This window comes from Paenibacillus alvei DSM 29 (assembly GCF_000293805.1).
Taxonomy (GTDB): Bacteria; Bacillota; Bacilli; order Paenibacillales; family Paenibacillaceae; genus Paenibacillus_B; species Paenibacillus_B alvei.
In genome coordinates, this window is the sequence record NZ_AMBZ01000022.1 from 1 (window position 1) to 24,662 (window position 24,662).

A 24,662-nucleotide genomic window follows, 5' to 3' on the forward strand; every position below is an offset into this window, starting at 1 on the left:
TGTTTTGAGTATTAAGCAATTGTCTGTGGAGAGTTACAACAAGGAAGCCATGTTGGTGGGTATCCTCTGGAACAATCCTGATATGTTCGATATTTACAACGAAGAGAAGCTTAACAAGAAGACTTTCGGGTCTGTGATATGGGCTTTTTATATGGGTATCGCAAGGAAGCTTTACAGAGATAACTATACGGTTTTTGATGATATCACAGTCCAACAGGCAGTCACAGAATTGAAGTTGAATGAGAAATATGAAAAGTACGGCGGCTACGCCATAATCGAAGAGTTGATGGAGGAAACGAAGGAGTCGTCTGAAAACTTCGAAGGTTACTACGATGAAGTGAAGAAGTACGCATTACTTCGAGAGTACTACAAACTTTTTGGAGATAAGGTTATCGAACAAAGAGACAACTATGATTACAGGAAGCTATCTCGAAATGAAATTTCGATGTACTGGAATGACAAGATAAATAATATCGATATTCAACACAATGAGACGAGCATCGTAGCCTATAATCTATTGGCTAACCTTGAAGATTTCATCAACAAGTTGGACATAAGTCCTGACTTGGGTATGCCATTTTATAAGGGTCGAAAGCTTACTGACATTATAAATGGTTGGGCAACAGGTACATTATCCATTATCGGAGCCTTCTCTGGTAATGGTAAGTCGTCATTCGTCATGGAGAAGCTGATTATGTCTTGCATCCAAGAAGGCGAAAAGCTTGCAATCATTGCAAACGAGATGGACTTAGAGCAGTATCAGAAGATGTTGCTTATTACCATCATGGGCACAGAAATGTACGAGACGTTTAAGGATTACTTTGGCGATAGGGTTCGATTTAATCGAAAATCTATCAATAAAGGTAACTTTACATCGGAAGAGAAGATGAAACTTGAACTTGCTGTTAAATGGGTTGGCGAGAAAATCGGTGACAATAACAGTTTGATTAAGTTGATCCCACTAGAAGAATATACGATGGATAACGTCGAGAAGGTTGTTAAAAAGTTCGCTCGTCGTGGATATCATCGTTGGATTGTTGATACAGCAAAGCCTTCTGAGGGTGGACGCAAAGAACGTTGGCAACAATTCGTAGAGGACTTTGACAGATTGTATAAGTTAGCACGCAAGGATGGTGGTGGTCTAAACCTTGCAATGTTCGCAACAGTTCAGCAAGCAGACAACTACGTAGGAAAGTACTGGCTTAATGAACAATGTCTTGCCGATGGAAAGAAAATTAAGAACGTTGCAGACCTTGTATGGCATTTACGTCCAGTGCATCCACAAGAATATGAAGGTGGAGCGCATGAACTTGAAGTCATCAACTGGATTCGTAAGAGTGAGGATATGTTCAATCAGGACGAAGGTGTTGATGATGATGTATCGTTCATAACGGATGATGGAACAACGCTCATGAAACAGAAGGTTACATTGAAGCAAGGCAAGGTGTATTACTTGCTATTCACCAGTAAAAATCGGCGTGGCATGACCAACCTTACTGGTCTTGATGTTTTAGTGTTGGAAGTTGATTTCAACAGCAACAGATGGAAGGAAGTAGGTTGGTGTAAGAATGTTAAGCGTGATGACTTCATGTAAAATGCTGAAAAAAGTATGGTGATGAAATAGTGAACGTAAACGACTTGCCGATAATCAAAGAAAGAATATATGAAGAAGGTTTGATAGAGCAGATTCTTGAAGCGCTAGAATGTGAATATGTCAAACCAATAGGGAACGTAAGATATGAAGCTATGTTGCCAGTTAGATTTATGAAAAGTAATAAGAGAGCTGTGCAAGTGAAAAACACACCCTCTTTAGGCTCTCATGTTTATAATACAGGAGTTAGTGGAGATATTTTTATTTTGGTTGGTTACATTCTTTATGGAGTAGAATCACAAGATGAGCTTTATGATTTTTTATTTCAATGTAAGGCTTTTATTTGTAATTTGTTCGGGTGGCATGAGTATATCACTCACGAGCAAGGAGACGACTTCGAAGAGATTGTTGAGAAGAAAGATTATCTAGCATTCCTAAGACCAACTCAAAAAGATAGGAAGAAGAGAAAAAGGCTTAAAGTAATGCGAGATAAAGAAAACCAAGTGTTGGACAAAAATTCTGTTTTCAGTTGGTATCGTGCGACTCCGCACGAACACTTCATCGAGGATGGAATCAGCGTCAAGACACAGCGGTTATTCGAGGTAATGTTCGATGAAACAACTATGAGGGTTGTATTTCCAATATACAACTCGCAAGGAGAGTTGGTTTCAATTAAAGGTCGATACGTTGGTACAGACGAATGGGTTCTTGACGAGATTAAGTATTTATACCTGTACAGTTTCGATAAGAGTATTGAACTATTCAACTATCATAGAGCACTACAATATATCAAAGAATCAGGTGAAGTAATTGTCTTTGAATCCGAAAAGTCCTGCATGAAAGCATATCAATATGGTTTCAAGAATTGCGTAGCAATTTGTGGCTCTGAATTGAGTCCAGTACAGGCACACATGCTCATAATGCTTGGTGTTTTTATAACCTTTGCATTCGACAATGATATGGATGAAGAGCATGTAAGAAAGCAAGCGAAGCAGATAAGAACACGAAAATGCTTCTGGATTAAAGACACCCTCGGACTTCTCGGTGAGAAGGACGCGCCTGTCGATAAGGGGAAGGTAACGTGGAAAAAACTAATAAGCGAGTGCCGAAGCGTCTTGTGACGATTCCTGCACTTGCCATTCTGTTAGCGACTCTTGCTACTACTGGAAGTAGTCATGGTCATGAAGCAAAGGCAAAAAATGTTGAGCCACAGTCAGTAATGTATTATAATCCTTTGATGGATAAGGCTCTGGAAGATATGAAGAAGAAGGTTGAAGAAGAGAGGAAGAGAGAAGAAGTAGTTATTGCGGCAGAGGCAAAGACAGTCGAAAACCCTTTAGTTAAACCAGTCATAAAAGAGAAGAAGAAAGAAGCTCCAAAGTCAAAGAAAGTTGATCCAGACGATGGAGATTGGGAAACTTATAGACTTACCTACTATGGTATGGACTGTAATGGATGTAGTGGTGTCACAGCGTCAGGAATCGATGTTGGTGATGCTACAGAATACGATGGATATAAAGTTCTATCCGTTGACCCGAAGAAAATCCCACTTGGATCAATTGTTAGAATCAATGATGGAGATAGCACATTTGAAGCAATCGCTATTGATACTGGCGGTGCGATCAAGGGAAACAAGCTTGATCTGCTTGTCGGTAGCGAGAAAGAGTCATATAAATATGGTGTTAAGAAAATTAAGTTAAAGGTTGTGAGAGAAGGATGGCAAGGAAAAAGAAAGTAGAAAATGAACCAAGTCAGGCAGAGACAGTAGTTGCTTTTCTAAAAAGATGCTTTAAAGATGGAGAAGTAATGTGCATTCATCCTATTTTCAATGAGACGTATACAATCAATGGTGTGGAGTATAAGTTCACAGAATCCGTCTTAAAAGATATGCTGGATAGCGGAAAGGTACGAGTAACATCTCGTTCAGATAAAGAGGTAAATATTATGGGAGTAATCTCATAATTCTCTCCTTTACACATGCCATAGAAAGTACTATAATAATGGAGTTGATTGAATGGCAAATTGGACTAAGAGAAACAAAATCAAGGTCAAAGATGATTTGTTATTGATTGAGAAGTTGGCGATGGTTAGAGGGATCAAGAATCTCGAAGAGTGGATGAATCCTCCTTCAAGTTTTGTGAACAGTCCTTATAGTCTCTTGAATATGGATACGGCAGTCGAGATGATCCTTAAAGCTATTCACAAGCAGATGAAAATTTGCATTGTTGCAGACATTGATACCGATGGCGTTTGCTCTACAGGGATTATGTACAATTATCTTCGCGAACTAACTCAAAACGTTGTCTACATTCATGCACAGCGCAGTCAAGGTCATGGTCTGGAAACGGTTCTCGACAAAATTGAAGATGATGTTGACTTGGTTATCATTGTTGACTCATCATCAAACTCTGTTGAAGCTTGCAAGGAGCTTCATGATAAGGGTCTGCCAATAGTAATCATTGACCATCATGAGGTCGATAGAGAGAATCCATATGCTACAATTGTCAACTGTCAGTTGGGCGACTATCCAAACAAACATTTGTCTGGTAGCGCGATGTGCTATAAGGTGTGTCAGGTTATTGATGAATATCTAAGCATTGAGCTAGCTGATGACTTCCGCGATCTATCTGCAATCGGAATCGTTGCGGACATGATGGATGTTAGAAATATGGAGAATCGATATCTTATCTATAACGGAATCAATAATATTAACAATCTTGGCATTAAAGAGATTTTAAAGCAAAGTAAAATCGACTTTAGTGAGGGGATTAATTCGACGAATATAAGTTTTAAGATTGCTCCAATCATCGGTGCATGTTCTCGTTTCGATAAAATTGAGTTAGCTCTTGAGCTGGTTACGTGCGACGACGAAGTTCGTGTGAAAGAACTGGTCAAAGAGATGATTTCAATGAATGAAGAACGAAAGGCAAATCAAAAAATATGTTGAAAATGCCATAGAAAGTATAGACGATTCTAACAATATCATTATCTATGTTGACAACAATATTGACTCTGGCTTTCGTGGATTGATTGCAACTGAGTTTGTTGAACGCTTTAGCAAACCTGTTCTTGTCTTAGCGGAGTTTAAGGATGATGAAGGAAATGTTATTGAATATAAAGGTAGTGCGAGAAGTGTTGGAGTACTTCCGTTGAAATCTATGTGCGAAAGTACAGAATTATTTAAGCTTACTCAGGGGCACGAAGGAGCATTTGGTGTAGGATTTACTGTTGAAAACCTACAAGCGATAATTTCCTACTTCAATGACACTTTAGATAGTACAGACCTCCAGAAGAGTATCGTATATGACTTGGAATTGGAAGCTAGTGACATTGAAGAGATGGACATTAAACAGGTGGAGAAGTTTTCTAAGATTGTTGGACAGGGATTCAAAGAGCCAAAATTCTTAGTAAAAGGCTTGATTGTAGAAGAAGAGGAAACAAAGAAGCTTGGCAAGTATGTACGAGCTGTCATGGGAAGTAACAACGATACAGTTAAGATCCCATGTGAAGATGGATTTGCTCTGATGAAATTCCGCACACAGGATACCTACGCAGAGGATATTGAAGCTCACTTCTATGGTAATTTCGCAACCGAGATTGACGCAATCGGAAGTCTTAACTTAAATCGATTCTATCATGGTGGTCATAAGCGGTGGATTACAACGAAACAAGTCTTCCTCGAAGACTATCGTATCGCTGATTAATGCTTATCGTTTATGCGTCTAAGACAGGGCAAGTTCAGCGTTTTGTAGATCGCCTTAATATGAAAGCTATCAAAATCGACGATACCATTGGTATCGTCGATGAGCCTTTCGTGCTGATTACTTATACAACTGGATTTGGTGAAGTTCCAGCGGAAGTATCGGAATTTCTCAGACACAACAAGAAGAATCTTGTAGCTGTCTGTGCCAGCGGGAATCGGAATTGGAAAGAGAATTTTGCAAGAGCCGCGAATAAAATTTCTTACCTGTACAATGTTCCCATCCTTCTCAAATTCGAGTTACAAGGAGACGATACAGACACAGAGAATTTCAAGGAAAGGGTGCATAAATTAAATGAAGTATATCGAGCTAAATAATAAGATGGCAAACCAATTTAAGGAGAACTTTGACTTTGAAGCATTGCTTCTTGACAAGATTGCAGTCGAAGAGTTTCTTAAAGAGGTGGAAAGCAAGTCTGTAAAATTCGCATCACTGAAAGAACGCATGGAGTTCCTTATCCATAACAGCTACTACATCGATTTCTACGAAATGTATAGCTATGAGCAAATCGAAGAGATTCATGATTTCTGCTATAGCTTCAACTTCGAGTTCCAATCCTTTATGGCAGTAAGTAAATTCTATCAAGATTATGCTCTGAAAAGTGACAATGGTCTTAACTGGTTAGAGAGTTATGAAGATCGTGTAGCGATTGTGGCTCTGTTCTTGGGTAACGGTGACTTCAAGAAGGCTAAACGAATCTGTCACGATATGATGTTGCAGAATCTACAACCAGCAACACCAACATTCAAGAATGCAGGACTTGTACGTGCAGGAGAGCTGGTTAGTTGCTTCTTGCTGTCACTCGATGATTCACTTAATTCTATCGCATACAACGCTAATTCTTCTATGCAATTGTCTAAGATCGGTGGCGGTGTAGCTACAAACTTCACTCGCTTGCGCGGTCGTAACGAAGAAATTAAAGGCATAGATAATTGCGCTTCTGGTATTGTTCCAGTATTGAAGATTTGGGAAGATATTTTCTCATATGTTGACCAATTAGGACAACGCAAGGGTGCAGGGGCAGGGTATTATCACATCATGGGATGGGATATTGAAGAGTTTCTTTCAACGAAGAAGATCAATGCCGATGAGAAAGCACGTCTTCAATCCCTTTCGATTGGCGTTATTGTTCCAGACGTATTCATGAAGAAGGCTTGGAAGGGCGAAGACTATTATGTATTTGCTCCGTACACAGTCTACAAGACATTCGGAATCCATCTGGACGATATGGATATGAATAAGTGGTATGACAAGCTTGTTGCTTCTAACACAGTCAAGAAGAGAAAGATTAACGCACGTAAGATGCTGGACTTGATTGCAGAACTGCAAATGGAATCTGGATATCCTTACATCATGTATGTTGACAATGCAAACAAGGTTCATGCTTTGAGACACATTGGCTCCATTAAGCAATCGAATCTCTGTACGGAAATCATGCAATTGCAGGAAGTGTCATATATTGACGATCCGAATGACTCCAACAGATTGAACGAATATAAGCGTGATATTTCTTGCAATCTTTCATCTGGTAATATCGTAAATATGATGAAAACAAATCGAATCAAGGAAACTTCGTATTCAGCAATGGATGGTCTAACGACTGTAGCGAAGTTGACTAATATTTCTCAGGTTCCTTCGGTTGCTCTGGCTAACGACACGATGAATAGTGTTGGATTCGGTGCAATGAACCTTCATGGATTCTTTGCGAAAAATCAGATTGACTATGAATCTGATGAAGCAAAAGACTTCGTAAACGTATTTTTCATGATGGTCAACTACTACACAATCGAGCGGTCGATGCAGATTGCACTCGAAGAAGGGAAGACATTCCAAGACTTCGAGAAGTCCGATTATGCCGATGGTTCTTACTTTAAGAGGTACATCGAGAAAGATTACCTTCCTAAATTTGAGAAGATCGCGAAACTGTTTGAAGGAATGCATATTCCTACGAGAGAAGACTGGAAAGGTCTTATGAATGCAGTAATGAAGAATGGTATGTATCACAGCTACCGATTGGCTATTGCTCCAACTCAATCTATTTCTTATGTGCAAAATGCAACACCAAGTATTTCACCAATTGTAAATGTGATTGAGTCTCGTATGTATGGGAAATCAAATACATACTACCCAATGCCATTCCTGTCTATGGATACTTATTTCTACTATAAGTCTGCATATGAGACTGACATGTACAAGATGATTGACCTGATAGCTGTCATGCAGGAGCACGTAGACCAAGGAATTTCTACTATCCTGTACGTAACGAGCAACACACCGTCTAACGAACTGGCAAGTATGTATGCATACGCATGGGCGAAGGGTCTAAAATCGTTGTACTACACTCGAACCAAGACATTAAAGATTGATGAATGCGAGTCCTGCGCTGTTTAATCAATATGCCAAAGAAAGTATAGGAAAGTTAAACTTTCTCTAATATCAATTAGGAGGTAATAGAATGGCAAGAAAGGCTGTAAACTGGAACGAATTGACAAAGGATAGTGTGGGGCTTAGATTTTGGAATCAGAACGTTCAACAGTTCTGGCTACCAGAAGAGTACCATCCAAACAATGATAAGGCGACATGGGACTTGTTGTCTAAGCAACAGAAAGATGCATATAAGAAAGCTTTGATTAAGCTTACACATCTCGATACCGAACAGTTCGGTCAGGGTATGCCATTGTTGGTACTTCATACAAAGAATCAGCACATTGCTTCCGTATTCTCATTTATGCAGATGATGGAAGCTGTACATGCCAAGTCTTACTCGAACATCTTCCAGTCTCTTATCACTGATAAGAACGAAGAAAGAGAGCTGTTCGCATGGCAGGAAGACAATCAATATCTGCAACGTATCGCTGAAATTATCGTCGACAGATATCACAAACTGTTTAATATGGAGCCAAGCAAAAAGGATTTGTATATGGCTATGGTCGCTTCTGTATTGCTTGAATCGTTCCTATTCTATTCTGGATTCTTCTATCCGCTTTATCTGGCTGTAGGGCAACAAAAAATGATTCATTCCGCTGAAATCATTTGGGCTATTATTCGTGACGAATCCATTCATGGTGTGCTTGTTGGTCTTGAAGCACAGAATGTTTTCAATGAATTAACACCAGAAGAAAAAGCAGAAGTGGATGCAGACGTTCGTGAACTGCTTATTGAATTGTTCAATAATGAAGTCGAGTTCACCAAAGAGGTATATGAGCAAGTTGGATTAGTTGATGAGGTTGTTGAGTTCGTTAAATATAACGCGAACAAGGCTCTAGCTAATCTTGGCATTGCACCTTACTTCGAGAATGTATCTGTTAATCCAATCATTCTGAATGGCATCGATACAGAGACAAAGAACCATGACTTCTTTAGCACTAAGGGTAATGGTTATGTTCGTTCGATCAATTTGGTTCCTATCGGAGATAACGACTTTGCAAAACTCGAAACTATGCTTGGAAAATCTATTATTTAATTGGAGGATGATTTTTAATGAAGATCGTTAAGTTTGTACAACCAGCTTGTGTTCAATGTCGTATGGTGGATGGTCTGTTGAGCCATCTTGGACTACAAGTAGATGAGGCATTGGATATCGCTATTGACGATAAAGCTTATGAATTTGCAGTAAGTCATGGTGTTCAGAGTACACCAACATTGATGTTGTTTGATGATGAAGGTAATGTTGTTGATCGCGTATCTGGCACGAATCAAGAAGCAATCAAAGCATTGTTCGCAAAGAAGAACTAAATAGACGATGTGGCTATGGAAACGTAGCCACAATATTTTTTTGGAGGGAGAGTGTGAAATATGTCACACAGCTTGATGGAGCAATTTGGGGAGATCGTATACAGTAGCAATAAAGATTTGATTCAGGAGAATGCGAATACTGATGGCATGAGTCCTATGGGGATGCAATCGCTTTTTGCATCTACCAGTTCAAAGTATTTTGCGGTTGAAAACTTATTGTCAGACGAAGCGAAAGAAGCTTATCTTGGTGGATACATACACATTCATGATCTTGATTTTTACGCAACTGGAACAACAACTTGTTGTCAAATACCTCTAGCAAAGCTACTAAAGGGTGGATTTAATACTGGTCATGGTCATATGCGTGAGCCAAACAATATTATGAGTGCAATGGGCTTAACTTCTATCATTTTACAAGCGAACCAGAACCAACAGCATGGTGGTCAATCAATACCAATGTTCGATTATGATCTGGCTCCATATGTGAAAAAGACATTCAACAATTTCTATTCGGAAGTCTCAGCAGAGATGCAAGAGGATGGAGTTATTGAATGGGAAGAAAAAGCAGAGGATAGAGCATGGAAGAAGACCGAAAGAGCAGTATACCAAGCATGTGAAGCATTTATTCACAATAGTAATTCTATGCATAGTCGTGGCGGTTCCCAAACTCCATTCGTCTCCATTAACTTGGGAACAGACACTTCAATTGAAGGTCGTATGATTACAAAGAATCTTCTACTGGCTACTCAGGCTGGATTAGGAGATGGTGAAACACCTATCTTTCCTATCATTGTGTTCAAGATCAAAGAAGGAATCAACTACAATCCTGATGACCCAAACCATGATTTATATCGTCTGTCACTAGAGACGACATCTAAGCGGCTTTTCCCGAACTATGTGTTCATCGATGCTCCATTTAATCTGAAATACTATGATGGAACACCTGAGAGCGAAATTGCAACTATGGGCTGTAGAACGAGAACAATCAGCAATGTTCATGGCAAAGAAACACCTATTGGCAGAGGAAACTTGTCGTTCACTACGATTAACCTTCCACTGTTGGCAATTGAATCAGAGGATGTATCAGACTTTTTCCGTAAGCTGGACAAGTATGTTGATATCTCAATTAGACAGCTTTATGACCGATACCTGTATCAAGCACAAAAGACTGTTGCCAATTTCAAATTCCTTTATGGTCAAGGACTTTGGGCGAATGGAGAAGATCTTGATATTAACGATCATCTGGCAGAAATATTGAAGCAAGGAACATTATCTGTTGGCTTTGTTGGATTGGCAGAAGCGCTTGTGGCTTTAATTGGAAAACACCATGGCGAAGATGAAACAGCATGGAGCCTTGGATTCGATATTATTAGATTCATTAGAGACAAAACTGATGTGGCTACGATGAAACATAACATGAATTACACGACACTTGCTACACCAGCAGAATCTTTCGCTGGTAAGGCTTTGCGTCAAACGAAAAAGAAGCATGGTGAAATCAGAGGGGTAACAGATAGAGAGTACTTCACGAATGGATTTCATGTTCCAGTTTACTATAAGATCAAAGCATTCGACAAAATAAAAAGGAAGCTCCATTCCATGAGCTGACCAATGCAGGGCATATTACCTACATTGAACTTGATGGTGATGCATCGAAGAATATTGACGCTCTTGATGCAATAGTGCGAACCATGAAAGAAAGTGGAATTGGTTATGGTTCTATCAACCACCCTGTAGATAGATGCTTGGAATGCAATCACAAGGGCATTATTAACAACGAGTGTCCTAAGTGTGGAAACGAAGATGAACACAGAATAGAGCGTATTCGTAGAATAACTGGATACCTTGTTGGCAGTATGGGTAAGTGGAATACTGCCAAGCAAGCAGAGGAACGAGATCGGGTGAAACACTCATGAAAGTAATGAACATCATCCATGACAGCATCGTTGATGGTGATGGTTTAAGGGCAGTCATATTCTTTGCTGGCTGTCCTCATCGTTGCCCTGGTTGTCACAATCCGCAATCTTGGAACATGATGAACGGCACAGAGATGAGTGTTGATGAGATATTTAATAATGTAATGAGCAACCCAATGAGTAACGTCACTTTTAGTGGTGGAGATCCATTTATGCAATCCAGCAGAGAACTTGCTGAGTTAGCAAGAAAAATTAAAGATGCTGAGAAAAGTATCTGGTGTTTTACTGGATACAGCTTCGACCAAGTTTGCGACTTAGAAGTAATTAAATATATTGATGTTCTTGTCGATGGGAAATTTGAAATAGATAAAAGAGATTTAGATTTAGCCTATAAAGGCAGTTCAAATCAAAGAATCATAGACGTACAACGAAGTCTGATTGAAGATAAGATTATCATATGGGGGTAATGAGATGAAGGGATATTTAGCAAATGGATTATTTACGATTGGTGATAGAATGGTCAACGAGGAAATTGCATTATCACTGAGAACAGCTTACGTTGAGACAACGGGAGGAGTCTTAGACTTGTTTGTTCCGCAGGAACAAGGTATCAACGATAAGTCTACGTATGCTGATAGCGTGTTGATTGCACAGCTTGATTCAGAAGCGCTTATGGCTAGTGATTTCTTAGTCGCTGTCATTGATGGTGTTGAGATTGATTCTGGTGTAGCCGCTGAGATTGGAATGTTTGCGACGACAGGCAAGCCTATCTTTACTCTCTATTCGGATATTAGGCAAGAGGGAAGATCAAATGATATGAAAATTCAAGCATTAGTTGAAGACGGGACAGAGAATCAATTTATGTATCGGAACCTATTTGTTTTAGGCTTAATCAAGAAGAACGGTTCTGTGTATTCGTCTATTAATTCACTTGTTGAAGATTTTGTAAAGCACATCAACGAAAAATAGGTGCAATCTTATCATAAATGAGCAATCAAAGTCAACTATTTTTTCTTGTCAAAACCTAAGCAACATGTTATATTGAATGTAGAATCTGGAATATGAAAATACACTTTACTTCTGAATAATAAATGCACTTTATACCGATGATGTATGTTGGGGGTGCATTTATTATGAAAAAAACGGAGAAAAAGAATACAAGGAGGCTGAGTAGAATGAGTACTGTAGCCGAAAAATTGGGCGGTAACATTGTAATAGATTTTAACGCATTTACCGACAAAAAGAAGATAATTAATGCACTCAATAAGAAGCCTGTTAAATTCAGCGAAATGTCCGAAAAAGATCGGTATGAAACTATGCAAGCTATGCGAGACGAAGATTAAACCAACTTTAGATAAGGGGTCAGCGAAATGAATGCATTTTCTGATTATGATAAGTGGTCTGAGATATGTAAACAAGGAATCTTTGAAGCATGGGTTCCATGGGTTTCGGACAGACCACTTGAATTTTTTATTCCTAAACATGACAATCCAAAAGAAGGCATTCTTACCGATGTTATTTCCGACAAGACCGAAGAGTCACAGCAAAAAATTATTACTGATTTAAAGAGAAGAAAGGTTGTTGTTTTAACGTCTGACGATCAATGTCAAGATACATATTTCTCTGATGTTTTGGTTGCAAAGATAGTTTCAATCAAAGACCATCATAGAACGCAAGATTGGTATAAAAATTATCTGCTAAATGACATACATCCATTCTATGTACATATTCCAGCTAATGGTGTGTTGAAGGAAAGTTACATAAATATTGCTCAACCGATGACGATTGGCAAGAAGATGCTGATTAAGAATCACAATATGATTCTTCCTGCTGATCGTATGGTTCTAGTTGAAAAAAGATTTACTGAAATGATTGATTTGGGAGTAATTAAAGTAAGTGGAAATAACCAAGTTGTCAATGAATAAAATACGGTGAAGGGCAAACGCCTTTCACCGTATTTTTTGTTTATTCAGTATAAAATATTACAGGCTGACTGTAACTGCCACTATGTACGATGGTGGTAACGTACCGTCCATGATGGGACATTACTTGAAATTCTTTAAAAGTATTATAAAAAGGTTGCTGATAAGTGTTGACAGATACTAAAGAAAGTATTATTATAGTAAATGTAAGGCGAACGCAAACAACGAAAACAACGAATGAGGTGAACGAAATGTTAGCAGTTACATGTGCCATGGAGGACAATAATAACACCAATGGCATTTACGATGGGAACAACAAAGTAGTTAAATCAGAGGTGATTGATGTTGGGCGTAACAGCTCTGGCGAAAAACACAACTAAAACTAAGTCAGTTGCCAAAGAAAGTATAACACTGATAATATCGAAGTTGAAGGAACGCATAAAGAGTTCTGGATACGAAGTGTACGAGGATTATGTAACTGAACGATATATGCCGACAGATAAGCTGGTTGGAACGATGTACATGGTCGAACGTATGGATTACGGTTTTCACATCTATTATATTCATGAGCCTAGCGAAACAAATAGGATCGCTGGCAAAGATGGAATTGTAACAGAAATGTACTATGACCTTAGAAACAAGGTGTATTGGATCAAGCGGAATACAAAAGATGTTAAGTTTAGTGAAAGAAACGTTGATAGTATTTTTCCGCAAGATCGTGTGAAGCGCAAGGAAGTGTTTAAATTCCTTTCGACAAAAGGAAATACTGGATTGTATGAGTCAGCATATCGGTATCTTGGAGCAATGGGGATGGAGCGAACAGAAATGTTCGGAAGATTCTTTCATAGGCTCATAACAGAATATAGCTACTACGAATTACTGCATAAAGCAGGGATTCCGGTAGATGGTAACTTGTTAATCAGAAACAGTGATGGCAAATCACCAATGGAGATTCTTGGATTGTCCAAAACACAATGGAAAATCGCAAATAAGTTCGGTGTTTCCGTTAATGAGTTACAGGGATACAGGAATAATGAAGCTGGCGACAATAGGCTGATAAACTATCTTAACTACATTAAGTCTCTTGATCTAGAGTATGGGGTTGAGAAGATAAGAGAGTTTGTTTATAGCGAAATATCGTACATATATTCTCAACATACGTACTATAACTCAGCACTATCAATTGCAAAGAGATACAACTTGCCTGAGAAATACTTAATTAAATACATCTACTTCGAGTGCGATGTTTCCCAAGGTCTTTCTTCTAGTACAGCCTTATCTCAATATAGCGACTATATCAGGATGGCTACTGAAATGGGGTATGAGCGGTTTGACAGATATCCTAAGTTTCTAAGAACATATCATGATATTGTTGCAAGAAACTATAAGGTAAAGCTCAATGAAGAAGAACAAAAGCAATGGGATGAGGTCTGCGAGGGTAATACGGTATTCAAATACGCTATGGATGGCTACAGGATTTTCACTCCAATGAAGACAGAAGAATTGGTTCGTGAAGGAAATGTCTTGGGTCATTGCGTAGGAAGCTATGTGGGTAAGGTGAGACAAGGAACATCAGTAATTGCATTCTTACGTGATGCCGATGATATTGAAAAGCCGCTTGTCACCATAGAAATACAAGGTAAATCTATTATTCAGGCAAAAGCGAAGATGAACAATCCTCCTACGAGGGAACAAAAAGACTTTATCGAAAAGTTTGCTAAGAAATTCGAATTAGAAATTAAATCATATTAAGGGTGATGTGTGAATGGTAGCAATCAAAGGTCAATCATACGAACAAACAAAGGCAATCGATGGATTTCCATACAATGCAGTAGGGGAAATATGGTGTGTCAATAACATGCAGGGGAAGTACACTATTCTAAAGCATGAAGGCATTGGATTGGGTGTTGATGAGAATGAGCTGAAAGAGCACTTCAAACTTGTTGGATACTCTTACTCTAACGACAATGGCGAGGAAGAGTGTGATGAGTATGAAGAAGAAGAGGAAGAAGAATACGATGATGAAGATCATCAAGATGAAGATGCTGACAACAAGCAAATAAGCAAATTCAAGTCGTTCTTGCGTAAAATAGGGTTTAAATAATACTTGACCTTATGCTAAAGAAAGTACTATAATATAGGGGGAAATAAAATGCTAAAAGACCTTCGTAGTAACCCAATTATGCTTACAGATGCTTATAATCTTTCTCACCAGCGGTTGAAGATCAATACCGATTGGGAAGTATCACACATGTACAATCGCTCGAAACCAATGTTATTGTTCGGACTGTTGGAAATCGCCAACAATATCTTGAAGACGCAAATCACAATCGAGATGATTGACCAAGCAGAAGCACAAGCAAACCGCATGGGATTGATCTTCCCTCGTGAATTGTGGGTACGAGTAGTAAACGAATGTGATGGATGGATTCCAATTGAAATCCAAACGCTTCCAGAAGGAACATGGTGTCCTGTAGGAACGCCATTTGCACAGATTCGTAATACAATCAGAGGTTTTGGTGAACTTGTAACTTGGTTCGAAGGCGAATGGATGCATGGTTACTTCCCATCAACTGCCGCAACACAAGCATATCGTATGCGAAAATATCTTGAACAGAAGCAACGCCAATACGGTTATGATGACAGCTTTATGCTTCGTCTTCACAGCTTCGGATTCCGAGGTCATCGTAGTCTTGAAGATGCGTATTGGGCAGGAATTTCGTGGAACTTGTTCTTGTATGGTACTGATGATTTCCACACAGCAGTCCATACTCCGAGTGCGAAAATTGTGAGTATCGCGGCTCTGGCACACAAGGTGACACAACAGTTCGATAACGAATATGAGGGCTACAAACATGCGATCAAGGCAACAGCAGATGCAGGAGAGAAGGTCGTTGCAATCGTAATTGATACATACGATGCACATCGTTTCCTTAATGAGTACCTGATTCCTCTCGCAAAATATGCCGCAGAACTTGGTGTTCACATCGTAATTCGTCCAGACAGTGGAGACACATGGGAGCAAGTAGTTATTGCTTACCGATTTATATCGCGTCACTATCTGCCAATCACGAATGTTTCGGCAATCATTGGCGAAGGAATGGATTTCGAGAATGTGAAGAAAGCAGATGCATACTTTGAGCAACATGGTGTACCGCTTAACTTTGTATCTTACGGTGTTGGTGGAGGATTCTACAACTACTCAAACCGCGATCTGCTTGGATGGGCAATGAAAACAGCGTTCTCAAACGGAAAGAGTCGCATGAAGTTCTCAGAGAATCCTATCAAGAGAAGCATTCCAGATGTTGTAGGACTTTATCGAAACTCCTATGGTGATTTGATTGTAGGAAAAGAGGACGATGTTCCAGAATCCGCAAATCTTTACCGCACGATTTACAGCTATACAGATGGTATGGATGTTCCATTCATGATCGAGTATGGTGACAGCGAATGGAAAGAAACTCAGGAACGTGCGCTAGCGGCGAATACAGAACAAGCGAATATTTATCTCAGTGATGAGATTCGCGCTGAAATTGGAGAGTTCCAAAGACGATACAGAAATCGGGTGTAAAAATGATAAGATGCCAGAGAAAGTACGACCTTGGATTCGTTATCGGAAGGTTTCAGATGTTACACGCTGGACATGAACACCTCATTAATTCCGCGAAAGAAAAGTGCGAGAACCTACTTGTATTAGTAGGTTCCGCACAAGAAAGTGGAACGACGAGAAACCCTTTTGATATTAAGAAACGAGTTGACATGATGGACAAGTTGTTTGGAGACAAACCAAACATTCATATCGGCTTTGTCGCTGATTACACCAATGAGAACGACCATTCGCACGAATGGGGAAGATATTTGCTTCGACAAGTTGATGGTTGGCGAAAGTTCCATGGTATAGACGCAAAGGTTGATTGCATGATCTATGGCAACGACGAGGAACGCAATGGTTGGTTTGACCCTAAAGATATTGAAGGAATCACACAGATTCAACTCGACAGGGCATACATTCCAATCAGCGCAACCCAAATGCGTGGATACATGGCGTGGAATCAAAAAGGTTTGTGGATGCAATATGCAAATCCAAAGCTTCATGTGTTTTATGAAGAACTAAGGCAAAAATTATTCGAGGTGAAACCATGACAGTAAAGCATGAATCTTTATATAAGACAAAATGGGTCGAACTGATGCAACGCACTTCGGATGAAGATGGTACATACATCTACATTCGTGAGCCATGGTTGATTAATGGCAAAGCTATCTCAGTTCTTCCACTCCGCAGGGACGAATCAGGATATATTCAATTCCTTCTTCGTGGCGAAATGGCTGAAAAACCTGTCTTTGGAACAGTTAAAGGCGGTATGGACAAAGAAAGCGAAACACCTCGCCAATGTGCAGTTCGTGAACTGCTTGAAGAGGCTGGATACATTGCAGATGAAACTCAAATGATTCCACTAGGAAAGGTTAGAACATCGAAGCTGAATACTACTGAAATGTATTTGTTTGCTGTTGATGTGACAGACCTTCCTTACGAGGAACCAAAAGGCGATGGCACAGCAAATGAAGCAAATGCTTACTGCCAATGGGTTTCTGAGCGTGACGCAATTGGATACGAAGACCCTGTGATTCATACATCGATGTTGCGCTTTTATAATTGGGTCAATGAAGAAGGAGAAATGTAAATGGGAATCGTGCTAGGTATTGTAGGTATCGTCGCAAGTATTCTGCTTGGTCTATACATGGGTGTTTATGTGTGTTTCGTTGGTGGAGCAGTTGATATTATTCATGAAATCGTTAATGCAGTCAATGGAGCAGATTTAAGTGTGTTAGCGATCTTGTGGGGAATTGTGAAGATGAGTATTTCTGGATTGGTTGGATGGATTTCCTTCTACGTGTTATTCATCCCATCAGCAGTTGTACTAGGACTCAAAAGCAAGTAATCGTAATCATACAAAAAATAACTAATCGAATGGGGAATGTAAAATGACAAAGGTATACGCTAACGAGGTAGGACACTTAATTATTGATGGTGAATTGGTAGATTTGATTTTGACGCTGAAACTCTTGCAACGCCAAAATGAAATGGTTTATCGTGCGGCTCTCAAAGAATTGAGCAATCAAGTGCGTGAAGAACTTGGAATCGACAATCTAATTAGCCTTATGATTGTTGACGAAGTTACTGTTGGAGTTCTTGTGTACAACATCATGGCTGGACACAACGATGTTTATATACAGGGGGAAGATGAGCGTGGAACGTATATGGCTTTCGGTGTAGAGGAAGTCGAAGAAGTCGAGTGCGGAGATTGCCTATGCTCATGCCTATGGGAGAATTAATCTGATTTTATAAAAATGCGGTATTGAAACACCTGAGAAAATCACATTTTAGAGGTGTGGTTTTCTCAATAAAACTGCGATTCTATTTAGAGTTAGAGGAGAGGTTTGATGAGAGTGGTAATCAGTCAAGCACATAATCAAAATGGTATCGTAATCAACGCAAATGATAAGGTTGTTTTCCGTAGTGGAAAAAAGATAGAAATTCCCTCGTATATCAGAGGAAACAATATCACTAATATTAACGGAAAAATTTATATTGATGGGTATGAGTTATTACCTAACGGGAAATGGAAAAGAACACTGAAAGCAATGTGGCACAAATTATTTTAGAATGGTGGGAGAAATAGAGTGAACAAAAATACTTGCCAATCATTCTGAAAGAGCAAGCAGAGATACTTGAAGCTAGTGGTTATACTGTAGCATTTATAGGTATCTATGGCTCTCAAAACTACGGATTGGATTTACATACAGAGGAATATCAGTCTGACATTGATATGAAAGCTATTATAGTTCCAACGTTAGACAATCTGATTCGAAATAGTAAGCCTGTTTCTACTGTGGTGGATACGAAGTGGGGTCAATGTGATGTGAAGGATATTAGAGTGTTTTTCGGAACTCTACTAAAAGCAAATCCATCGTTCATCGAAATTCTGTATACAGACTACTATTACGTAAATCCCAAATTTGAAGTGGAGTTTAATCAAATACTCTCGCTCAGAGATGAACTTATGGAAGCTTTGTCTCCACAATTCATGAAGGCAATGTATGGAATGATGTGCGAGAAGGCGAAAGCAATGTGTCATCCATATCCATCAATCGCACATAAGATTGAGAAGTATGGATACGATGGGAAACAATTATCACATGCGTATAGGTTGCTTGTGATGATTGATGAATATTTCAACAAGAAGAAGCCATTGAAAGAATGTTTCTGTCCTAGCGGTCATACAAAGGGCATCATCATAGAATTTAAGCTTAATAAAATTCCGCTAGAAATTGCTAAAGAAAGAATCGACGTATTTTTAGAAGATGGAAAGAAGGAAAGAGATAAATATCTCTCTAGCGTTGATATTAGCAAAATCGACTTTTCTATCAAAGATCGTTTCCTGATGTTATCGCAAGAAATTATCAAAAACAAAATCATTGAGGAAGTACAGAGAGGGCGATAAAACATGAATGAACAACAACTTCGTGAAATGCAGGAAAGCATAGTAAGACAGATTGGACACAAGGTTGATGTATATTACAACGAAAATAGTGGGGTTGTTGGGGTGTTTCATCATAACACGCCACCTACACCAGCAACGCTAATTCAACTAATTCATTGCTAGGAGAGTGGGAAACATGGCTGAACGTAAGTTATTGCTTGTTAAGGTTACTGAATCTGATGGTGTTACGGCGAAGGTAGCAAAACCAGAACAGAATTTTTCTTATGACGAAATTATCAATCAAACATTCGTTGAGTGCTATGAACCAGAATTGGGATATAGCGCGGCTTTTGCGCCTACATCTCCTAATGTTCTTAATGGACGAATCCTCAGTACATCAATCGTACATGGCATTGAATGCGATGAGGATGTTTGGATTGATACGCTTGTTATTACAACTATGAATACAATTTACTTCTTTGAAGTAATCGAATAGGAGCGAAAACAATGACAATCAAACAACGATTGACTGATGCAATGAAGGAAAGCTATGCGCAATAAAGATAAGGTAACTCTGACAACTGTTCGCATGGTCATTGACCGAGTTCAGAAGAAAGAGAAGGAAATGCTTCGTGAACTATCTGAGGAAGAAGTTATGCAAGTGCTTCAAACATTCAAGAAGCAGACTGACGAAGAGATGGATGCATTCAAGAGCGTGAACAACCATGAGAAGGTTGCAGAACTTCTTGTCAGCAAGAAGTTCGTTGAATCCTTCCTTCCTCAACAAATGAGCGAGATTGAAATTAGAAATCTTGTCATCAACGCAATTGAAAGCATGTATAGTGTCGGAAGAACACCGAATAAAGGATCGGTTATGAAAGAGGTCATGCCTTTGGTTAAAGGAAAGGCTGACAACAAGCTTGTCAATCAAATCGTCACTAATCTCTTGCAATCATGATGACATTGAGAGAACAATATCTCGCTGAAAGCAAGAGCGTGAAGGATTGTGTCAAATGGCTGAATAAGCGCATCAAGGAGAAAAAGGAAAACGTTTCTTATGATTACTATTCTCCCGATAATGCAATCATCGAAGAGATGGTGAATATAAAAATTGGCTTGGAGAAATACGCAAAGAAGCTGAAACATATGGCTAACGAGGTGTGAGCATGTTCTGGAAAAAGAAGAAGCCTTGTGAACATGAATGGACGATAGTTAAAGTCGGAAGTGGTTACTATTCTGAAATCTACTGTCCTAAATGCAACTGTAGCATGAACGTTCGGAAGAGTGAAGCAGATTCCTATGTAAAAAATCAAAGCTAAGAAAAGAATATCTCGAAAAAATCAAAGAAGAGAGTAGGGATACAACATGAGTATTCAAGTTCCTGTTGAAGTAACGAATTGTGACCAGTGTCCTTATGCAGAAGCTCGTAAGGTATGGACTGCTGATTCATGGGAAGATGTTCGGGCAATCAAGTGCAAACAGCTTGGAAGAGACGTTTACGAATACTTGGACTGGTATGATAAGTCACCTGTACCAGATGAATGTCCATTCAAAAGAAAGGGTTGATCGTATGAGTCAAGTAAGTCAAGCGGATATTGAGCAAGTTATTGAACGTATCAAGAGAGGTTATGACCCAGAGGTTTGCGGATTTACAGCAGAAAGATCGCGTGGTAATTCCAACGATGTATTTGAAGATGGACACGATGCAGGATATTCTATGGCTTTATATGAGATAGGTAAGATGCTTGGCATCGACCTACCAGAACCAGATGAACCAGAGTATTAATTAAAGTAAAGGGAGTTGGATTGCTTATGAGCGCATATGCAACGATTTATCTACGAATTGATGAAGGCAAGTATAAGACAAATGAGGGTATCTTTACTTTCCGCAATGACTTGAAGGAAGTATATGGATTACAAGCCAATCCGAAGTTTGATCTGTTGTTCAGCATATCTTGGGAACAAGGACACGCACATGGTTTGACAGATGTTCTTGGTGTGTTTAATGACCTTGTAGAACTGGTTCGATAAAACAAAAATGCTAAAGAAAGTATTGGAGGAAAATGGATGCAGAATATTATTGATGTATTCAAGCAAATCAAGGAAACATCGAGCAGAACAGGTAAAGAAGCCATCCTTAAAGCCAATAAGGATAATGAAGAGTTTCGTTTTATTCTCAAATTTCTTTATAACCCATTCGATCTGACTGGTATCGGAAAAAAGAAACTACAGAAGTTCGATGATTTTATTGCAGAGGAAGAAATTGTTGAAGAGTTTACAGATGTATTTGATCTTATCAGATGGTTACGTTGGAACAAAACTGGTTCAGATGAAGTTGTTAAGGCAGTTGCAAACTTTATAAATGAACATGATGGAGAGGTTCGTGACTTCCTGAAAGAAGTTATTACGAAGTCATATAAGTGCGGAATTACCGCTGGAACTATAAATAAAGTTTATAACAAAGGAACAATCCCTGATTTTGCTGTACTTCTAGCGAAGGCGTACAAAGATCATGGACACAAGCTTAAAGGACGATTCTTCATCACATTAAAGCTTGATGGCATCCGTTGTGTTGCTATCAAGAAAGATGGTGTTGTTCAGTTCTATACTCGACAAGGACAACCAATTGATGAACTGATTGACATCGAAGAAGAGATTGCGAAAAAGTTCCCTGACAACTTTGTTCTCGATGGAGAATTGTTGCTTGAAAATCCGAAAGGATTGCCAAGCGATGAGCTGTTCCGAGCTACACAGAAAGTTGTTCGTAAAGATGGCATAAAACAAAACTTGGAGTTTAATGTCTTTGATGGTCTTCCACTAGAAGAGTTTTTGGAAGGTAAATCCAAGTTGAAGTATGAAGCAAGACGTAATGAAATCGAAGACATATTCACTTATGCAAGACCACAGTTTATTCGTCAATTGCCTGTTCTCTATGTTGGCGAAGACAAAGAGCAAATCAGCATCATCCTGCAAGATGTGGTTGCTAAAGGTCATGAAGGACTCATGATTAACACCGCTAATGGTTTCTACGTAACTAAACGTTCTGATGTGCTGTTAAAGGTCAAGGAAATGCACTCAGTTGATCTGAAAGTCGTTGGTTATGAGGAAGGTAGCGGTAAATATACAGGCACTCTTGGGGCGCTTATTGTGGATTACAAGGGCTACGAAGTCAAAGTAGGATCTGGATTCACTGATGCAGATCGCAACATCATCTGGAATAAGATGTTGGATTCCATCGTTGGTCAAATCGTCGAAGTGCAGTACTTCGAGGAATCTACAAATCAGGATGGCGGTATCTCTCTACGATTCCCTGTATATTTGCGGATTAGAGATGATAAAGATGAGGTAAGTTTGCACTAATGAAAGCAGAGGTACGTAAAGAGCGTTTGAAACTACTGAGAGAGATTGACCGCATCGAGGAAGCATGTAACGGCTGTAGGACACGCGCACACTTCAATAACTTGAAGGATGCTACTGGTTTATGCAATGCTTGTAAGGCTTGTCCCGTTGGTCAAGAGTTGTCGCAATACGGTAATAAGCTGTTAAACCTGTTATAAAACTTCATACCTATGCTAAAGAAAGTATTTACTTTATATAGCAACAATGATAAGATAGTAAAGTAAGAAAGAAACACATCAGATAACGGCATAGATGCCAAAGAAAGTATAAATAATGGAGGAATGATTAATGCAGAAACGAACGACAGACAAGCGGTACTATAAGGTGGATGAAATGGTTTGGGTCAAATCTGAGAGCACCCTTGGGGTAATCAAGGAATTGAACATCAAGCCTGACGAAAACATCTACGAAGCAATCGTAGAAATCAAAACAGAAGAACAATGTACTTCGACTCTGAAAGTCAATCTATGGGAGATTGATAAGAATAAGAAGGCTCAGTTCAAAGGGAAGCCGAAGGCTGTTGCGACTACCGCAAAGAAACCAACGATTCTATTTGCGAAAGTAGCCGATGATGCAATCATTCCATCCAAGCTAGAAGAGAATGCTGGATATGATATCTACGCTAACTTCGAGCAAGAATTTATTACATTTGCTCCACATGAGACGAAATTAGTTCCTACAGGTATCGCGTCCAGCGTGACGAAAGAATATGCGCTAATCGCAAAGGAACGTGGCTCTACGGGTAGTAAGGGAATGGGATTACGAGCAGGAGTAGTTGACTCTGGTTATCGTGGTGAAATCTTCATTGGTCTGACCAATGAGAACGACAAGACTCTAGTTATCGCTAAGAATCCTGAACTGTTCAATGCAGAAAAGAGTATAGTGTATCCTTACACGAAGGCGATTGCTCAACTGCTTCTTGTACCAGTTATTGATGCAAACGTTAAGGAAATTCCTTATGAACAGCTTAAAGCAATCCCGTCCGTTCGCGGAAAAGGTAAAATCGGTTCTTCTGGAAAGTAAGCACCGATGCCAAAGAAAGTACTGCATAGGGGAGGAAACTCCCCTTCAAGATAAAGTATGAGGTGATTAAATTGTCCACAGCGACGATTACGAGAAAAACGCAAAGAGACTCGTATCACGTTATCAAGAAGACATTAGGTGAAAGACAATCACAAGTATTTAGTGAATTGTGTGAAGTGTCCAGCGAAGGGATTACTGCTAGTGAATTAGCGCTTCGTATGTGGGAAAAAGGATGCTTTGCTATGCCAGATCGCAACAATGTACATCCACGATTGACTGAACTTGTTGAACTTAGGCTGGTTGGAATTATTGGAAAGCGAAGATGTAAAGTTACCAATAAAACAGTCGCAATATATCGAGTTAGGGGAGATATTTAAAATGGCGAGAGTGACAAAGAAGTCCAGAGGAAACAGATATAAGATCGACTTGAACGAAAAGGAATTGAATACATTGACGATTTCACTTGCATTGCTTGACATCCCTACGATGGAACAAGAGTTGAAAGAGCAAGGTTTACCTTACGAAAAGGCTGAGTACGATCATTTAACTCTATTCAAGACATTGACTGATGTTAATGGATTATATCGGCAAGTACAACTACCTGACGAAAATCAACAGGAGGATGAGACAGCATGAAACTCTGTGGAGTATGTAAGGGCGAAGGTTACGTAAACTTTGAGGTCTGTGAAACCTGTGATGGCGAAGGAATCGACAATCGTGGAACTTTCACAGTAGGTAAGATTCAACGCCGAAGAAGCGCTGAATATGAAGTCGAACAGAAGAAAATCAAGTTCGATAAGAAGAATGCAAGCAGAAGCTTGTAGTTGAGGTGA

The 24,662-nt window shown here is 39.3% G+C and carries 36 protein-coding genes and 1 pseudogene; all 37 read left to right on the forward strand.

Annotation, left to right across the window (positions count from 1 at the left end):
• Nucleotides 1-4 precede the first annotated feature (4 nt).
• The 37 genes and pseudogenes from PAV_RS30320 to PAV_RS30485 all read left to right on the forward strand — a co-directional run bounded on the left by PAV_RS30320 (nucleotide 5) and on the right by PAV_RS30485 (nucleotide 24,653).
• Entirely contained in the window at nucleotides 5-1,594 is a 1,590-nt protein-coding gene (locus tag PAV_RS30320) for a replicative DNA helicase (RefSeq protein ID WP_005552293.1), read from the forward strand.
• Nucleotides 1,595-1,623: 29 nt separating this feature from the next.
• Nucleotides 1,624-2,712 carry a toprim domain-containing protein gene (locus PAV_RS30325; RefSeq protein ID WP_005552294.1) on the forward strand — a complete coding sequence of 363 codons (1,089 nt, stop codon included), beginning with the start codon at nucleotides 1,624-1,626 and terminating at the stop codon, nucleotides 2,710-2,712.
• The gene (locus PAV_RS32930; RefSeq protein WP_051135252.1) at nucleotides 2,673-3,329 is read left to right on the forward strand and encodes a 3D domain-containing protein; all 657 of its coding nucleotides are present in this window, start codon (nucleotides 2,673-2,675) and stop codon (nucleotides 3,327-3,329) included. Before PAV_RS30325 ends, PAV_RS32930 begins: the two co-directional genes overlap by 40 nt.
• Complete coding sequence (locus PAV_RS30335) at nucleotides 3,308-3,553, forward strand: hypothetical protein (protein WP_005552296.1); 246 nt, start codon at nucleotides 3,308-3,310, stop codon at nucleotides 3,551-3,553. Before PAV_RS32930 ends, PAV_RS30335 begins: the two co-directional genes overlap by 22 nt.
• 52 nt (nucleotides 3,554-3,605) lie before the next feature.
• On the forward strand, nucleotides 3,606-4,538 hold the full coding sequence (locus tag PAV_RS30340) for a DHH family phosphoesterase (RefSeq protein WP_005552297.1): 933 nt from the start codon (nucleotides 3,606-3,608) through the stop codon (nucleotides 4,536-4,538).
• Entirely contained in the window at nucleotides 4,504-5,295 is a 792-nt protein-coding gene (locus tag PAV_RS30345; RefSeq protein ID WP_005552298.1) for a single-stranded-DNA-specific exonuclease RecJ, read from the forward strand. The genes PAV_RS30340 and PAV_RS30345 overlap by 35 nt, the downstream gene beginning before the upstream one ends.
• The gene (gene nrdI / locus PAV_RS30350; protein ID WP_005552299.1) at nucleotides 5,295-5,669 is read left to right on the forward strand and encodes a class Ib ribonucleoside-diphosphate reductase assembly flavoprotein NrdI; all 375 of its coding nucleotides are present in this window, start codon (nucleotides 5,295-5,297) and stop codon (nucleotides 5,667-5,669) included. Before PAV_RS30345 ends, nrdI begins: the two co-directional genes overlap by 1 nt.
• On the forward strand, nucleotides 5,647-7,743 hold the full coding sequence (gene nrdE / locus PAV_RS30355; protein ID WP_005552300.1) for a class 1b ribonucleoside-diphosphate reductase subunit alpha: 2,097 nt from the start codon (nucleotides 5,647-5,649) through the stop codon (nucleotides 7,741-7,743). The genes nrdI and nrdE overlap by 23 nt, the downstream gene beginning before the upstream one ends.
• 64 nt (nucleotides 7,744-7,807) lie before the next feature.
• Nucleotides 7,808-8,815 carry a class 1b ribonucleoside-diphosphate reductase subunit beta gene (nrdF, locus tag PAV_RS30360; protein WP_005552302.1) on the forward strand — a complete coding sequence of 336 codons (1,008 nt, stop codon included), beginning with the start codon at nucleotides 7,808-7,810 and terminating at the stop codon, nucleotides 8,813-8,815.
• A gap of 17 nt (nucleotides 8,816-8,832) precedes the next feature.
• A complete protein-coding gene (locus PAV_RS30365; RefSeq protein ID WP_005552303.1) occupies nucleotides 8,833-9,087 on the forward strand; it encodes a thioredoxin family protein in 255 nt (84 codons plus the stop codon).
• 60 nt (nucleotides 9,088-9,147) lie between these two features.
• Nucleotides 9,148-11,003 (forward strand): annotated as a pseudogene (locus PAV_RS30370) (anaerobic ribonucleoside triphosphate reductase).
• Nucleotides 11,000-11,470, forward strand: coding sequence for an anaerobic ribonucleoside-triphosphate reductase activating protein (gene nrdG, locus PAV_RS30375; protein ID WP_005552305.1), 471 nt, complete (start codon nucleotides 11,000-11,002; stop codon nucleotides 11,468-11,470). The pseudogene PAV_RS30370 and the gene nrdG overlap by 4 nt, the downstream one beginning before the upstream one ends.
• Nucleotides 11,471-11,474: 4 nt before the next feature.
• Nucleotides 11,475-11,972: a nucleoside 2-deoxyribosyltransferase gene (locus PAV_RS30380; protein ID WP_005552306.1), complete on the forward strand. Its 498-nt coding sequence runs from the start codon at nucleotides 11,475-11,477 to the stop codon at nucleotides 11,970-11,972.
• A gap of 206 nt (nucleotides 11,973-12,178) precedes the next feature.
• The gene (locus PAV_RS35075; RefSeq protein ID WP_005552307.1) at nucleotides 12,179-12,346 is read left to right on the forward strand and encodes a hypothetical protein; all 168 of its coding nucleotides are present in this window, start codon (nucleotides 12,179-12,181) and stop codon (nucleotides 12,344-12,346) included.
• A gap of 27 nt (nucleotides 12,347-12,373) precedes the next feature.
• Entirely contained in the window at nucleotides 12,374-12,928 is a 555-nt protein-coding gene (locus PAV_RS30385) for a hypothetical protein (RefSeq protein ID WP_005552308.1), read from the forward strand.
• 339 nt (nucleotides 12,929-13,267) lie between these two features.
• A complete protein-coding gene (locus tag PAV_RS30390) occupies nucleotides 13,268-14,677 on the forward strand; it encodes a PcfJ domain-containing protein (protein WP_005552312.1) in 1,410 nt (469 codons plus the stop codon).
• Nucleotides 14,678-14,690: 13 nt separating this feature from the next.
• On the forward strand, nucleotides 14,691-15,029 hold the full coding sequence (locus PAV_RS30395) for a hypothetical protein (protein ID WP_005552313.1): 339 nt from the start codon (nucleotides 14,691-14,693) through the stop codon (nucleotides 15,027-15,029).
• Between the two features lie 48 nt (nucleotides 15,030-15,077).
• A complete protein-coding gene (locus tag PAV_RS30400; RefSeq protein WP_005552315.1) occupies nucleotides 15,078-16,496 on the forward strand; it encodes a nicotinamide phosphoribosyltransferase domain-containing protein in 1,419 nt (472 codons plus the stop codon).
• A gap of 2 nt (nucleotides 16,497-16,498) precedes the next feature.
• The gene (locus tag PAV_RS30405; RefSeq protein WP_040737396.1) at nucleotides 16,499-17,068 is read left to right on the forward strand and encodes an adenylyltransferase/cytidyltransferase family protein; all 570 of its coding nucleotides are present in this window, start codon (nucleotides 16,499-16,501) and stop codon (nucleotides 17,066-17,068) included.
• Entirely contained in the window at nucleotides 17,065-17,607 is a 543-nt protein-coding gene (locus PAV_RS30410) for an NUDIX domain-containing protein (RefSeq protein ID WP_005552317.1), read from the forward strand. The genes PAV_RS30405 and PAV_RS30410 overlap by 4 nt, the downstream gene beginning before the upstream one ends.
• Nucleotides 17,608-17,865: a hypothetical protein gene (locus tag PAV_RS30415; RefSeq protein ID WP_005552318.1), complete on the forward strand. Its 258-nt coding sequence runs from the start codon at nucleotides 17,608-17,610 to the stop codon at nucleotides 17,863-17,865.
• A gap of 43 nt (nucleotides 17,866-17,908) precedes the next feature.
• Nucleotides 17,909-18,259, forward strand: coding sequence for a hypothetical protein (locus PAV_RS30420; RefSeq protein ID WP_005552319.1), 351 nt, complete (start codon nucleotides 17,909-17,911; stop codon nucleotides 18,257-18,259).
• 108 nt (nucleotides 18,260-18,367) lie between these two features.
• Nucleotides 18,368-18,589 carry a hypothetical protein gene (locus PAV_RS30425; protein ID WP_005552321.1) on the forward strand — a complete coding sequence of 74 codons (222 nt, stop codon included), beginning with the start codon at nucleotides 18,368-18,370 and terminating at the stop codon, nucleotides 18,587-18,589.
• A gap of 32 nt (nucleotides 18,590-18,621) precedes the next feature.
• Complete coding sequence (locus PAV_RS30430) at nucleotides 18,622-19,428, forward strand: DNA polymerase beta superfamily protein (protein WP_005552323.1); 807 nt, start codon at nucleotides 18,622-18,624, stop codon at nucleotides 19,426-19,428.
• A 3-nt stretch (nucleotides 19,429-19,431) separates the two neighbouring features.
• A complete protein-coding gene (locus PAV_RS35080; protein WP_005552324.1) occupies nucleotides 19,432-19,590 on the forward strand; it encodes a hypothetical protein in 159 nt (52 codons plus the stop codon).
• 13 nt (nucleotides 19,591-19,603) lie between these two features.
• Nucleotides 19,604-19,903 carry a hypothetical protein gene (locus tag PAV_RS30435; RefSeq protein WP_005552325.1) on the forward strand — a complete coding sequence of 100 codons (300 nt, stop codon included), beginning with the start codon at nucleotides 19,604-19,606 and terminating at the stop codon, nucleotides 19,901-19,903.
• A gap of 54 nt (nucleotides 19,904-19,957) precedes the next feature.
• Nucleotides 19,958-20,365: a GatB/YqeY domain-containing protein gene (locus PAV_RS30440; RefSeq protein WP_005552326.1), complete on the forward strand. Its 408-nt coding sequence runs from the start codon at nucleotides 19,958-19,960 to the stop codon at nucleotides 20,363-20,365.
• Nucleotides 20,365-20,571 (forward strand): hypothetical protein, encoded by a 207-nt coding sequence (locus PAV_RS30445; protein WP_040737441.1) that lies wholly within the window; start codon nucleotides 20,365-20,367, stop codon nucleotides 20,569-20,571. The genes PAV_RS30440 and PAV_RS30445 overlap by 1 nt, the downstream gene beginning before the upstream one ends.
• A gap of 201 nt (nucleotides 20,572-20,772) precedes the next feature.
• Complete coding sequence (locus PAV_RS34055) at nucleotides 20,773-20,973, forward strand: hypothetical protein (protein WP_005552329.1); 201 nt, start codon at nucleotides 20,773-20,775, stop codon at nucleotides 20,971-20,973.
• Nucleotides 20,974-20,977: 4 nt separating this feature from the next.
• Nucleotides 20,978-21,193, forward strand: a complete 216-nt coding sequence (locus tag PAV_RS34060) for a hypothetical protein (protein ID WP_005552331.1) — start codon at nucleotides 20,978-20,980, stop codon at nucleotides 21,191-21,193.
• 26 nt (nucleotides 21,194-21,219) lie between these two features.
• Entirely contained in the window at nucleotides 21,220-21,438 is a 219-nt protein-coding gene (locus tag PAV_RS30455) for a hypothetical protein (RefSeq protein WP_040737401.1), read from the forward strand.
• Between the two features lie 36 nt (nucleotides 21,439-21,474).
• A complete protein-coding gene (locus PAV_RS30460; protein ID WP_005552334.1) occupies nucleotides 21,475-22,767 on the forward strand; it encodes an ATP-dependent DNA ligase in 1,293 nt (430 codons plus the stop codon).
• A complete protein-coding gene (locus PAV_RS30465; protein ID WP_005552335.1) occupies nucleotides 22,767-22,964 on the forward strand; it encodes a zinc-finger domain-containing protein in 198 nt (65 codons plus the stop codon). The genes PAV_RS30460 and PAV_RS30465 overlap by 1 nt, the downstream gene beginning before the upstream one ends.
• 130 nt (nucleotides 22,965-23,094) lie before the next feature.
• Nucleotides 23,095-23,829 (forward strand): dUTP diphosphatase, encoded by a 735-nt coding sequence (locus PAV_RS34065; RefSeq protein WP_005552336.1) that lies wholly within the window; start codon nucleotides 23,095-23,097, stop codon nucleotides 23,827-23,829.
• A gap of 62 nt (nucleotides 23,830-23,891) precedes the next feature.
• Nucleotides 23,892-24,206 carry a hypothetical protein gene (locus tag PAV_RS32935; protein WP_268633317.1) on the forward strand — a complete coding sequence of 105 codons (315 nt, stop codon included), beginning with the start codon at nucleotides 23,892-23,894 and terminating at the stop codon, nucleotides 24,204-24,206.
• 1 nt (nucleotide 24,207) lies between these two features.
• On the forward strand, nucleotides 24,208-24,465 hold the full coding sequence (locus PAV_RS30480; protein ID WP_005552338.1) for a hypothetical protein: 258 nt from the start codon (nucleotides 24,208-24,210) through the stop codon (nucleotides 24,463-24,465).
• Nucleotides 24,462-24,653 (forward strand): hypothetical protein, encoded by a 192-nt coding sequence (locus tag PAV_RS30485; RefSeq protein WP_005552339.1) that lies wholly within the window; start codon nucleotides 24,462-24,464, stop codon nucleotides 24,651-24,653. The genes PAV_RS30480 and PAV_RS30485 overlap by 4 nt, the downstream gene beginning before the upstream one ends.
• Nucleotides 24,654-24,662 lie beyond the last annotated feature (9 nt).